Source organism: Synechococcus sp. MIT S9451, assembly GCF_047304725.1.
GTDB lineage: Bacteria > Cyanobacteriota > Cyanobacteriia > PCC-6307 > Cyanobiaceae > Synechococcus_C.
In genome coordinates, this window is the sequence record NZ_CP138971.1 from 538,857 (window position 1) to 551,051 (window position 12,195).

Annotated in this window: 14 protein-coding genes; 7 read left to right on the forward strand and 7 right to left on the reverse strand. The window is 60.9% G+C overall.

Annotated features, from left to right (window positions below; translation table 11 throughout):
• Positions 1–79: 79 nt before the first annotated feature.
• The 4 genes from SIB72_RS03005 to menA are packed head-to-tail and all read right to left on the reverse strand — an operon-like array spanning position 80 to position 3,595.
• On the reverse strand, positions 80–358 hold the full coding sequence (locus SIB72_RS03005; protein WP_413744543.1) for a TM2 domain-containing protein: 279 nt from the start codon (positions 356–358) through the stop codon (positions 80–82).
• Entirely contained in the window at positions 355–1,620 is a 1,266-nt protein-coding gene (locus SIB72_RS03010; protein WP_413744544.1) for an AMP-binding protein, read from the reverse strand. Before SIB72_RS03010 ends, SIB72_RS03005 begins: the two co-directional genes overlap by 4 nt.
• Positions 1,617–2,609, reverse strand: a complete 993-nt coding sequence (locus SIB72_RS03015; protein WP_413745023.1) for an o-succinylbenzoate synthase — start codon at positions 2,607–2,609, stop codon at positions 1,617–1,619. Before SIB72_RS03015 ends, SIB72_RS03010 begins: the two co-directional genes overlap by 4 nt.
• A 5-nt stretch (positions 2,610–2,614) precedes the next feature.
• Positions 2,615–3,595 carry a 2-carboxy-1,4-naphthoquinone phytyltransferase gene (gene menA / locus SIB72_RS03020; protein WP_413744545.1) on the reverse strand — a complete coding sequence of 327 codons (981 nt, stop codon included), beginning with the start codon at positions 3,593–3,595 and terminating at the stop codon, positions 2,615–2,617.
• 68 nt (positions 3,596–3,663) lie between these two features.
• On the opposite strand from menA, the gene SIB72_RS03025 reads away from it, so the two are divergent.
• Positions 3,664–5,115, forward strand: a complete 1,452-nt coding sequence (locus SIB72_RS03025) for an isochorismate synthase (RefSeq protein WP_413745024.1) — start codon at positions 3,664–3,666, stop codon at positions 5,113–5,115.
• Here the strand turns inward: SIB72_RS03025 and SIB72_RS03030 are convergent.
• From SIB72_RS03030 to grxC, 3 genes are all read right to left on the reverse strand, one after another.
• Positions 5,077–7,086, reverse strand: a complete 2,010-nt coding sequence (locus SIB72_RS03030; RefSeq protein WP_413744546.1) for a S9 family peptidase — start codon at positions 7,084–7,086, stop codon at positions 5,077–5,079. The two genes, SIB72_RS03025 and SIB72_RS03030, sit on opposite strands and share 39 nt — an antisense overlap.
• A 72-nt stretch (positions 7,087–7,158) precedes the next feature.
• On the reverse strand, positions 7,159–8,082 hold the full coding sequence (gene gshB / locus SIB72_RS03035) for a glutathione synthase (RefSeq protein WP_413744547.1): 924 nt from the start codon (positions 8,080–8,082) through the stop codon (positions 7,159–7,161).
• Between the two features lie 12 nt (positions 8,083–8,094).
• Positions 8,095–8,355, reverse strand: a complete 261-nt coding sequence (gene grxC / locus SIB72_RS03040; protein ID WP_413744548.1) for a glutaredoxin 3 — start codon at positions 8,353–8,355, stop codon at positions 8,095–8,097.
• Between the two features lie 81 nt (positions 8,356–8,436).
• Here grxC and prfB point away from each other — a divergent pair.
• The 6 genes from prfB (at position 8,437) to SIB72_RS03070 (ending at position 12,170) form a co-directional block, all read left to right on the forward strand.
• Positions 8,437–9,565, forward strand: a protein-coding gene (gene prfB / locus SIB72_RS03045) for a peptide chain release factor 2 (protein ID WP_413745025.1) whose coding sequence is annotated in 2 segments (ribosomal slippage) — positions 8,437–8,511 and positions 8,513–9,565 — 1,128 coding nt in all. Because the reading frame shifts where the segments join, the coding sequence is not laid out codon by codon here.
• 3 nt (positions 9,566–9,568) lie between these two features.
• Positions 9,569–9,733 (forward strand): DUF3285 domain-containing protein, encoded by a 165-nt coding sequence (locus SIB72_RS03050; RefSeq protein ID WP_115121197.1) that lies wholly within the window; start codon positions 9,569–9,571, stop codon positions 9,731–9,733.
• Positions 9,733–10,326: an rRNA maturation RNase YbeY gene (gene ybeY / locus SIB72_RS03055; protein WP_413744549.1), complete on the forward strand. Its 594-nt coding sequence runs from the start codon at positions 9,733–9,735 to the stop codon at positions 10,324–10,326. Before SIB72_RS03050 ends, ybeY begins: the two co-directional genes overlap by 1 nt.
• A gap of 25 nt (positions 10,327–10,351) precedes the next feature.
• The gene (locus tag SIB72_RS03060; RefSeq protein WP_244281662.1) at positions 10,352–10,789 is read left to right on the forward strand and encodes a diacylglycerol kinase family protein; all 438 of its coding nucleotides are present in this window, start codon (positions 10,352–10,354) and stop codon (positions 10,787–10,789) included.
• Between the two features lie 8 nt (positions 10,790–10,797).
• Positions 10,798–11,406 (forward strand): anthranilate synthase component II, encoded by a 609-nt coding sequence (locus SIB72_RS03065; RefSeq protein ID WP_413744550.1) that lies wholly within the window; start codon positions 10,798–10,800, stop codon positions 11,404–11,406.
• 68 nt (positions 11,407–11,474) lie between these two features.
• Positions 11,475–12,170, forward strand: a complete 696-nt coding sequence (locus SIB72_RS03070) for an MBL fold metallo-hydrolase (protein WP_413745026.1) — start codon at positions 11,475–11,477, stop codon at positions 12,168–12,170.
• The last annotated feature ends 25 nt before the right edge of the window (positions 12,171–12,195 follow it).

A 12,195-nucleotide genomic window follows, 5' to 3' on the forward strand; every position in this document is an offset into this window, starting at 1 on the left:
GACAATGCTGAGGTACTCAAGAAAGCCGCCAACAGCAACACAGTGGTGGGCGCAAAACGTCTAACAAGATGGAGCATGATCAGAACCAGGGCTTCTGCTGATCGATATAAGCCTCACGGAACTCATCGGAAGTTTTTGTAAGGTAAATAATGCCCTCAACCATGCCAATAATTGACATCACTCCAGTTGCAGCACCGCAAGTAACGACGCCACCAGCAATACTCACCACCAACATGATGACGCCTGCATTATTATAATCAAGAACGAACTTATGAACCCCGAAGGCTCCGAGAAAGATCCCCAACAGGCCAGCTGCCAGCTTCTTGTTGTTGACATCAGACTCAGACAACGTGCTCATTTTTGAAAGCTCGATTGGGCAGAGTCTTGCAAACGCAGCCAAGCTTGCCAACGACTTTGTTGCCATTTGCCTGCCAACGTGGGCTCTAATTCCTGACACTGATGCCAGGCAATCGGACGTTCCGCCGGTCGCCAGTGACTGCTGAGCTGCTGCAGCTGTAACTGAAGCGATGGCCAGTCTGGATTAGCCGCCACGGCCTCATGGCAACGCACCAAAGCCACCAGCCTCTGCCCCCACTCCACCTGCTCCACAGGCAGGAACAGCACCGCGTCCAGGGGCAACTGCCGCTTGTGGGCATCCATCAGTAAGCGTTGCGCCAGTTGCTCTGGGAAAACGGTCTCGCCGCCCGAGTGAATCGCCCCATCCAGACGACCCTGAATCGTGAGATGCGTGATTTCATCAGCACTCCAGCGCAGAGTCGCCGCATCTCCTGAGCACCACCAACCGTTGGCGTCCGTCAATGGCTGAAGCCCACCCTCACACCAACGACCGATCGCAAGCCGATCGGCGCGCACCATGAGTGCACCCTGCGAATCCAGGTGCAACTCCACATCATCAAGGGGAGCGCCACAACCGGACTCGCCTGCCAGAAACTGCTCAGGACACTGGGCTGCCACCATCGCTGCCGTTTCCGTCGCCCCATAGCAGGGAGACAGCCTCACCCCCAAACGTCGGCAGTGATCAGCCAAATCCTGCGGCAGCGCTGCTCCACCAACCCAGACCACAGCAAACCGTTGCAACCAGCGCACCCCTTGAGCATGGGCAAGCAAACGACGCAGCTGAGTGGGAACGAGCGACACCACCATCGGGCTGCAATCCCAATCTCTGAGCGCCCTGCAGTGATCCAGAAGCCTCTGTGGATCACGCATCAGCGGCAGCGGCAGCAAGGCATGTTGAGCCCCCCAAAGATGGCTACGCCACCACGGCATCAGGCCACTCATGTGATGCAACGGCAGCGGGTTCAGCACCAAGGTCTGGCTGGGATCGATCCCAAGGGCCTTCAACCAGCGACCGGTCGCTGCTGCCGAATAGTCCAAATGCGCAAAGGGCTGCAAACAGAGGCTGCGGAACCGCTGGGATCCACCCCCAGCAAGAATGATTCCTGGACCATCAGGAAGCTTGGAGGCCGCAACTGCAAGCTCGCCATCGCCTTCAGCTGGTTGAAGCCAGATCCAACCGCCACCAGCGCTGGCTAAAGCCAACTCCTTCAACACCCCTGCACACCGGGTGGGCTCCACGCGCATGACTCTGAGCACACTCATGCCATCGCCTCTGAAGCAGCCCAGACCTGTTCCGGATCAGAGCTGAACAAGGGTCCCTGCGGGGACCAACCCGGGGCCAGCCCTGGAGCTGTCGGTGTCGGCCCCTGCAGTTGCAAAGCCGCGAGATGGGCAAGCCAGCGGGCACCGATGCCTGTTTCAAACGCCGTGCTCAGCATCAGCCGCGGCACGCCCTGCTGCAACTGGCGCAGCAATGGCCTGGGATCTCCCTCAAGACTGGGCCGGCGCACCTGCCAACCGGGCCAGTGTTCCCTCCAGGCTGGGTGCTTGCGCAGGCCTTCATCCAGGGCCACAGGCACCCGAGCCAACAAGCTGCGATGCCCTTCCAGATCGTCCGCCATCAGGGGCTGTTCCAACCACTCCAAGCGAGGGTCGCCCTGGAGGGTCTCGACCCAGCGCTGGGCTGTCTGGCGACACCAGCCGCCATTGGCATCCAATCGCAACTTGGAGCGGCGGGGCAAGGAATCACGCAACCACTCCAGCAGGCGCCATTCCTCGGCATCTGCAGTCGCGGCCACCTTCCATTTCACAGTCAAGGGATGTTCCTGCGCCGGACTCTCCGCCAGGAGCCGCTCCAACGCCGCAGGCATCCCACCACCCGCCGGCAGCAACTGAGCTGAAGACGGGGCGGGCAACCAGCTCTCTCCAGCCGCTCCACCCACGAGTTCCTGCACTTCCGCCAGAGCAGCACCAAGACCGAAGGCCACAGCACCAGGGCTGACCATCACATGCCGCTCCAGATCAGCCTCCGTCAGGCTCTGGCTGGACGTGCCAGCGAGTTCAGTCATCGCGCGAGCACACCGCTGTTGTTCGACGGAATCGAGCGGCGACACTTCACCCCAACCGCAACGACCTGAGGGAGATTCCAGGCGAAGCAACCAACCTCGGCGCTGTTGCCACTCACCGGCGGCGTTACGCAGGGAACGGGTGAGCACAAAGGAGTAGGGCCTGATCTGCAGCCTCAGCCCCATCGTCATCACCCTGCTGCCTGCTGGCCCCATCCCAGCAGAGGACTGATCGCCAGACCAGCACTCAAACCCAACCCATTAAGGGCCTGAAAGCGCAACGCCAGAAACTTGCTGTGCTGAATGCGCTCAGGCTCATGGTGATGCTGACGCAGTAAGCGGATCAAGGCTGCACCGGCGGGCAAGCCCAGCGCTCCAAGCAGAGCCGTCAACGGCCATTCCCCCTGCACCACAGGGATCCATTCCAGGGCCAGGGTGCCGACCACGAAGCAAGGGATCAGCGCGGCAGCCCTGGCCGTACCAAGACGCACCACAGGAGAGCGCTTGCCATGAGCTGCGTCTTCCTCCACCTGATGAAAGTGGGAACAAAACAGCACCAACGAGGTGGCAAGGGCTGGACCAGAGCCCAGCGTCAAGGCTGGTCCCCAGGGGATGGGGAGCTGCTCAACGCCATGAGCCGCTGGGGCGAGCACCAAGAGGGCTGCAGCGGTCGCGAAGGGACCGAAAGCCAACCAGCAAAGCGGTTCCCCCAAACCCAGATAACCCAGGCGGAATGGAGGGCCTTGGTACACGTATCCGATCGCGCAGCTGATCGCCACCAAACCAAGCACCGCAACGCTGCTGCGCAAGGCCAGAAACAGCATCAACAACAGGCCCAGCAGCAATGCCAGCCAAGCCAAAGACCGAACCGGCGGCTTACGTCCAAGCAAAGCCACCACCGAGTGGGGCTTCCCCCTGGCATCCACCCCGGTGTCCGCATCAAAGAGATCGTTACTGAGGTTTTCCCACAGCAGCAGCAGCACCGCTGCCACAAGAAAACCGACCGCCTGGCTCCAACGCACCGAATGACCTTCCGCCAGTCGCCAGCCGGCGGCCAAAAGCACCGGCATAACAGCCACGGAATACATCGGCCACTTGATCGCGGCCTTCCAGAGGCGCCGCCGATCCGGGTGCGGGGCGTAACGGGATGCAACAGCCTGCGGGTCTGGCATGGACTCAAGCCCTCCGGCCCATACGAAGGCCCATACATTTGAGCAGCACGGTGTCTTCTCCACGTCGGATGCAGGCCGCTTCCGCCTCCAGCCTGGATGCAGCACGGTTCCCTGACGTGCTGGCCGCTGCATTGCGAATCTGGGAACGGCAGCGGGTCGACGACGGGGTCTTCAGCATGGCCCTTCCCCTGCAAGGAGTGGACCCGTTAGAGCAACTACCGCTGCTGGAAGCAACTCATCCGTTCCGCTTTCTTTGGGATGGCGCACCTGGCCTCTGCCTGGCCGCCAGCGGGCGCTGTCATCACCTCGACCTCGCTGGCCCCAAACGATTTGAGCTGGCGCAACGCTTCAGCGATGCCACCCTGGCCCGCCTCATCGATGCCAGCCCCCACGCACCAGCCCAAGCCCGCAGCCGGGTGCTGTTGGCCTTTTCTTTTTTCTCCCATCCGAACGAACAGCAACGACAAGCCCAGCCACCAGCCGACACCACGCCAGCCGTCCAAGCGGTCCTGCCCCGATGGCAACTAAGCCGTCATGGCCGCCAGGGCTGGCTAAGAATCCATGGCTTGGCTCACCAAAGCGGCGATGTGCGCGATTTGGTGGAAACACTGTGGGCGATGCATCAACGCCTGCAGGCCCCGACTGCCAATGCCAACTCTCAGCACTGGCAAGGACCGATCGGTGCCGTGACCACCAACGTGCCCTGGCAGCAGTGCTATGCCCCGGCGCTTGAGCAGGGGATCGAACTGGTCAATCGGGGCGATCTGCACAAACTTGTGCTCGCAGTGCGCCAGAGCATCGCCCTGCGCGACACGCTCAATCCCCTTCCGCTCCTCGCCAGGCTGCGCCATGAGCAAGCTGGGAGCTGCCGCTTCCTCTGGCAACGCTCCGCTGCTGACGCTTTCTTCGGGGCCTCCCCGGAGCGCCTGCTGAGCCTGCGCGGCGGCCAGCTCCGCAGCGACGCCCTGGCTGGAACTGCAGGACAGGGGGACAGCGGCGAAGCTCTGCTGCAATCGGACAAGGACCGGCGCGAGCATGAGCTCGTGGTGCAAGCGATCACTGAGCACCTGCAGCAGCAGGGCCTCAGCCCACGTCGGCCACGGCGCCCTCAGCTGGCAAGACACGGACATCTGGTGCATCTCCACACCCCGATCACCGCGGCAGCCAGCGGCCATCAACCCCTGACCCTCGCCGGTGCACTCCACCCCACTCCTGCCGTGGCTGGTTTGCCACGGCGAGAGGCGATGACCTGGCTGCGCAGTCTGGAGCCGTTTGAACGCGGAGGCTATGCCGCCCCAGTGGGCTGGATCGACAGCGCTGGGGATGCGGAACTACGGGTAGCGATCCGCTGCGGCCATGCCCGCGGCCATCGCCTCGACCTGACCGCAGGGGCCGGCCTCGTGCGTGGATCACTGGCTGAGAAAGAACTTCAGGAGGTGGCTCTGAAGCTGGCCGTACTAGCCGACCAGCTCGACCTGCGCTCAGGGGGTCGGCAGCGAACGCAGACGCCAGTCCATTGAGGACTGCTTGAGCACATCACCGAAGGGCTCCACGCGCCCACCGATGTGTTGATGAAGAAAGTGCTCCTCTAACGCTGCCCAGGCCAACGCATTACGTGGATTGGCCCAGCCATGCCCCTCATCAGGAAACACAACAAAATCAATCGGTAATTGGCGAGCCGTCATTGCAGCTGCGATGGATTCACTCTCCCGCAAGCTGACCCGCGGATCATTGGCACCGTGACCCAACAGAAGAGGGCGTTGAATCTGATCCACATGATTGATCGGAGAAATGGCATCGAGGTCAACACTGCCGACACCAATCATGCGGTCAAAATTGATGCGAGTGGCTGCCCAATAAGGAGGAATCGCTTCCAACAATGTGCGGAGATTCGAGGGTCCGACTTCTGAAACCGCCGCTGCAAATAGCGTTGGATCACGCGTCAATCCTGCCAAAGCCGCATAGCCGCCATAGGACGCGCCCTTGATCACCAGTTTGTCAGGGTCAGCAATGCCCTGATCAACCGCCCAACCAACGGCGTCCACCAGATCATCCTGCATCCGGGCATACCACTCACCTTCTCCTGCCAGCAGATGCGCCTTTCCGAAACCAGTGCTGCCGCGATAGTTCACACTCATCACGTGATAGCCCCGATTAGCAAGCCACTGATGGGTACGATTCAAACCCCAATAATCTCTGGCCTGAGGGCCACCATGCACGACCAGAACAAGGGGCTGCGGGCCATCACTGGCGAGGGGAGTGCGCGTTAGATAAGCCGGAATCCGCCGACCATCCCGGGCCTTGAGGTCGAGGCTTTCCATCGATGCCAGGGCGTAATCGTCCAGTTTTGGCTGAACTGAAAACAACCGTTGATGCTGACGGCGATCTCGATCCCAGAGCCAGATTTGCTCGCCCTGACGATCGGAAGCGACCACAACTAGCCAGAGTCGATCTTTCCTGTCGCGATCGAAAACCGAGAACTCATTGGAGCCCGCCAAACGTTCTAAGGCGTCGTAATCGGAGCGCAGCGAAGGATCCAAAATGAAACGCTGACTACGCAAATCCGTTTCGACCAGCACCGAAGGCACGCCAGTCTCAATCGTGTTCATCGCGATGCCCAACGCTCCACTCGTTGCACGGTGCACGACTTCAAAACCACAGTCGGTCGTGCAGCGCTCCAGCTCCTCACGACTCCAACGCACAAGGCGAGGTTTATCTTCCCCCGTGCTCAGTTGCCCATACAGCCACTGACCATCACGGGTGAACCCTCCTGGCCCAGACAAGCGAGCATCTTCGAAATCGAATTGAAGAAAGGGGCGCCACTCCTTCTCACCAGGCAAACGAAGCTCATAGACCACGCCGCCATCGGCCAATTCCTCAGAGCGCAGATAGGGATGCCACTCACCATTGAGGCGATCCACTGCGACGGGTCGACCATCGTCAACTTGATGAAGCAGTTTGCGCTCTCCACTTGCAATATCGAGCACATAAAGATCGTGATAGCGAGGATCACGATCATTGAGGCCAACCACCAATTCACCCGGTACATCGCGATCTGCAGCATTGACACGCGCCAAGACACCAGATGGTGGCGTGAGATCAACCGTCTCGCCTGTGCTTGGGTCAATTCTGACCAGCACAGTGTTTTCATCTCCCTGTGCATCTCTGCTAGAGATCAAAAAGCGGCCATCAGGCGTCCATCGAGCACCCTGTTGCGGCCGATCCGTCTTCCGGGTCAGCAGACGGGGCTCTTCACGCCCATCTAGATCACGGACCCAGAGGTTGAGGACTCCTTCGTAAGGAGCGAGGTAGGCGATGCGGGTGCCATCGGGGCTGAGGTCAACCCCGGCGATCTCAGGGTTACCGAACAGCACCTCGCGCGGAATCAATGGCGGTGGCTCCGCCGCCGTCACGGCAACAGGGACCAAAACCTGACTGAAGACCAGGCCCGAGAGCAGCAACCCTCCAAGCATCACCGTGCGCCTACGCATCACCAATTCCCCTGAAGCACCAACAGAATTGTGGCGACCCTGTCCCAAAGTGACGAGACAACGCAGAGGGACTCAGCGTTGCGCGCTCAGACGTTCGATCACCCGATCAGCGAGAGGGACCTGCATGAGCCGTTCCACCTCTCGGATCCCAGTGGGACTGGTGACATTGATCTCGCTGAGCATGCCGCCAATCACGTCGATGCCGACGAAGAACAGGCCCTCTGCACGCAGGGCTGGTGCCAAGGCTGCACAGATCTGATGCTCGCGGTCACTGAGCTCGGTGGCCTCCGGATGCCCTCCCACGGCCAGGTTGCTACGGAACTCACCCTCCTTCGGCTTGCGATTCACGGCTCCGAGAGGTTCCCCGTCCACCAGCAGGATGCGCTTATCGCCATCGGTTACAGAGGGCAGAAAGCGTTGGGCCATCACTGGCAAACGCCCCTGCTCCGTCACCAGCTCCAGCAGCGCGCCCAGGCCTGGAGCCTGAGCTGACACCCGCACCACACCCAGACCGGCACGGCCTCCGAGAGGTTTGAGCACGACTTCGCCTTGTGCATGGGCAAAGGCCTCCAACTCGGAAATCCGACCGGCCACAAGGGTCGGGGCCATCCAACGGCTGAAACGCAGGGCTCCGAGCTTTTCGTTCCAGCTGCGCAACGAGGAAGGCCGGTTGAGAACCAATGCCCCAGCCCGCTCGGCAACCTCCAACAAATGGGTTGCATAGAGATAAGCCTCATCAACGGGTGGATCTTTGCGCATCCAAATCGCGTCAAAGGTCTGGAGCTGCTGTCGCTGCGGCTCGCCAATCGTGAGCCAGGGTTCAGCCTGCACAGGCACCGCAACGACAAGCGGTTCATCACCCAAGGCGATGAGATCAGCAGGGGTCGACGCCCACGCTTCATGACCGGCCCTCTGGGCAGCCTGCATCAGGGCAGCCGTGGAGTCTTTGACCGGATTGATCCGCTCCAGCGGATCCATCACAAACAACTGGCGCATCGGAACCTCCGATCAGGCCTGCGCCAGAAGCGCATCGAGGTCACCGGCACGCTCCAGCGCATGCAGCTCATCACAGCCACCGATGTGACGGTCGTTGATGAAAATCTGGGGAACACTGCGCCGGCCATTGCCCCGATCAGCCATGGCATCACGGGCCGGCTCATCACCATCGACGGAAATCTCGTGGAAGCTCACACCCTTGCGATCAAGCAATCCCTTGGCGCGCACGCAAAAGGGGCAGGTGCGCCAGGTATAGATCTCAACCTTGGCCATGGCTTTGCAGAACGGGTGAGGGGGAATCTTATGCAGGCCAACCACGCTGATAGCGTCGGATCAATGGAAAAACCCTCACCGTTGCTCGACCTCACTGACTTCAAGCGCGACCTCTCCGAGCTCACTGACCGCCTGGGCCATGCCCAGGACTGTCTTTGACGTTCCTGCACTGAAGGCCAGGCAGCAGGACCTCGAACAACTCGCAGCCCAACCGGGTTTCTGGGACGACCAACAAAACGCCCAGAAGCAAATGCGCCGCCTCGATGAGGTGAAAGCTCAACTGGAAAAGCTCTTGCAATGGCGTCGTGCCGTGGACGATGCGGAGGCAACCCTTGAGCTTTATGAGTTGGAGCCCGACGACGACATGCTCGCTGAGGCCCAGACCGGTCTGACCAAACTGCGTAGCGAACTGGATCGCTGGGAACTGGAGAGGCTACTGAGTGGGGAATACGACAAGGAAGGAGCCGTTCTCTCGATCAATGCGGGCGCCGGCGGCACCGATGCCCAGGACTGGGCCCAGATGCTCCTGCGCATGTATACGCGCTGGGCAGAAGACCATGGGATGTCGGTGAGCGTGGACGAACTCTCCGAAGGAGAAGAAGCAGGCATCAAGAGCGCCACGATCGAAATCGAGGGCCGCTACGCCTATGGCTATCTCCATAACGAGAAAGGCACCCACCGGCTGGTGCGTATCTCACCGTTCAACGCCAACGACAAGCGTCAAACCAGCTTCGCCGGTGTGGAGGTCATGCCCATGCTGGACGAAGACGTGGATGTCGATATCCCAGAGAAGGATCTAGAAGTCACCACCAGCCGATCCGGTGGTGCTGGTGGCCAGAACGTGAACAAGGTGGAAACCGCTGTCCGCATCCTGCATATCCCCACGGGCTTAGCCGTGCGGTGCACGCAAGAGCGTTCCCAGCTTCAAAACAAGGAAAAGGCCATGGCGCTGCTCAAAGCCAAGCTGCTAGTCATCGCCCAAGAACAACGCGCTGCGGAAATCGCCGACATCCGCGGCGACATTGTTGAAGCAGCCTGGGGAAATCAGATTCGCAATTATGTATTTCACCCCTATCAGATGGTCAAGGATCTAAGAACCCAGGAGGAGACCACCGATGTGCAAGGGGTGATGGACGGTGATCTCGACCCCTTCATTCAGGCTCTGCTGCGCCAGGGTGTCGACAGCCCAGGCCGTGAAGACGAGAGCTGACGCATGAATGAAACGGTGAACGACAACGCCCCCAGCTTCGTCAAGCAGGCCATGCGCAACATGGTGCGCAAGGGCAGCAAAAGCCTGTTGCACTTTGGCCTCACTGGCGTGGGTTTCCTCGCCTTCATTGTTTTGGTGGCTTGGCTCGGACGTCCCAGCCTTCCTTAATGACCAGGCCTGCATTCGAGCTCGATCTCGCATTTGATCCAGCACCAACGATCCTTCACGCTGACGCGGATTCCAAGACAGAGCACACTCGCCTCAGCGCTTCAGAGGACTGGCGCAAGGAGCTGACTGCTTGGCTGCAGACGATGAGAACATTGCAGCCGCCCGCTTGTCCTGCATCGGTACGACAGGCAAAGGGATTCAGCCTGGGCCTGCAACTCACCGATGATGCGACCATCGCCGACCTCAACGGCCGCTGGCGCAACAAACAGGAATCCACTGATGTGCTCTCGTTTGCCGCCCTTGACGACGCACCACCACTGATCGAGGCACCATGCCTGGAGCTGGGGGACATCATTGTGTCCGTGCCGACAGCCCGCAAACAGGCCAGCGACCACGGCCATGATCTGCTTTGGGAACTGCGCTGGCTCGTCAGCCACGGCTTTCTCCACCTGCTCGGCTGGGATCACCCCAACGAGGCACTGCTGTCAGCGATGCTGCGCTGCCAGGAGCAACTTCTTGGCAAGAGCGGTATGGTTCTGGGCCAAAGGGAGGGTGGTCGTGACGCGACTTCAGAACTCACTACTGCACCCTGAGAGCGCATCCACCGTGCCTGAGGATCTGAGCCAAACCAGTCCAACTCAGGCTCGGCGCACAGCGCGTCATGCTGCCCACCGCGGGGCCTGGACCATTGCCGGTGACCTGCCTTCCAGCTTCCGCTATGCCGCTCAGGGACTGGGCTACAGCTTCATCAGCCAACGAAACTTTCGCATTCACGTTGTGATTGGGGCCGTGGTGTTCAGCCTTGGGATCGGGCTGCAACTCCCTGCCCTGCAAATGGCTGTTTTGGTGCTCACCATCGCAGCGGTGCTTGTGTTGGAACTTCTCAATACCGCGATGGAAGCGGTCGTTGATCTGGCGATCGGACGGCGCTTTCACCCCCTTGCTCGGATCGCCAAGGATTGTGCCGCCGCCGCTGTACTGGTGGCTGCAATCAGCTCAATGCTGATCGCCCTGCTCCTGCTGCTGCCGCCACTGGTGGAGCGCCTTCAGGGATAATCAGAGCCATGCTTCTGGTGATCGACAACTACGACAGCTTCACCTTCAACTTGGTGCAGTATCTCGGTGAGCTGGCGAGCGAACACCCGGTCGCTGCTGATCTGCGCGTCGAGCGGAATGACGCCCTCAGCATTGGCGAGATCCGCAGCCTCAATCCAGAGGCCATCCTCCTGTCACCAGGCCCGGGTGACCCGGACCAATCAGGCGTGTGCCTCGACGTGCTTCGCGAACTGTCTCCCAGGGTCCCCACCCTCGGGGTCTGTCTCGGCCATCAGGCCCTGGCCCAGGTCTATGGCGGTCGTGTGGTGCGTGCCCCTGAACTCATGCATGGCAAGACCTCACCTGTGCTGCATCAAGGGGAAGGGGTGTTTGCCGGACTACCCCAACCCATCACCGCCACCAGATATCACAGCCTTGTGGCCGAGCGCGACAGTCTCCCCTCCTGCCTGGAGGTGACCGCCTGGCTCGAGGACGGCATGGTGATGGGTCTGCGACACCGTGACTATCCCCACCTTCAGGGAGTGCAGTTTCACCCTGAAAGCGTGCTCACCGAAGCCGGCCACCAGCTGCTAGCCAACTTCTTACGTCAAGCTGAGTCGGGAGCACACCACTGCTAGTTTCCAAGCCCAGTCGGATCCACTCCATGCCCGCTCGCAAGCCGACCACGGCAGTCCGATCCGCAGCGATGCTGCTCGGTGCATCCATCACCCTGGGGGGAAGCCTGCATGCCCAGGCCGGTGGCGTCACCATCACCAACTATGGCCACAGCGCCCTACTGATCAATGGTGGTGGCCAGTCGGTACTGATCAACCCGTTCCGAGCCGTGGGTTGTGCCAAGGGTCTTGCGGAACCACGGGTCACGGCGAACGTGATCCTGGCCAGTTCCGAACTCCCAGATGAAGGGGCCCGCATCGCCAACGGAACCTTCCTTTCCCGACCTGGTTCCTTCCGGGTAGGCGGCCTGAACCTGGAAGGCTTCTCCGCCCCTCATGACCGCATCGGGGGACGCCGTTACGGCCAGTCCACCCTGTGGCGTTGGCAGCAGGGTGGACTGAGCTTTGCCCACCTCGGCGGTACCGCCGCCAAGCTCAGCGGCGAAGACAAGGTGCTACTAGGGCGCCCTGATGTACTGATCATCGGCGTGGGCGGCGGGGGCAAGGTGTACAACGGCAAGGAAGCTGCTGAGGTCGTGAAAGCCCTCAACCCCCGCCGTGTGATTCCCGTGCAATACGTGAGCGGTGAAGCACCCGTCGGTTGCGATCAGACTGGTGTTCAGCCATTTCTGGATTCCTTAGGCGGCATCAAAGTGCAGCGCGTGGGCACCACGCTCACGCTTCCGAGCAGCCTGGGTGACAACACGGTGATCGACGTGATGCGCTGATCGGCCCCAACCGCAGCCGTTTCAG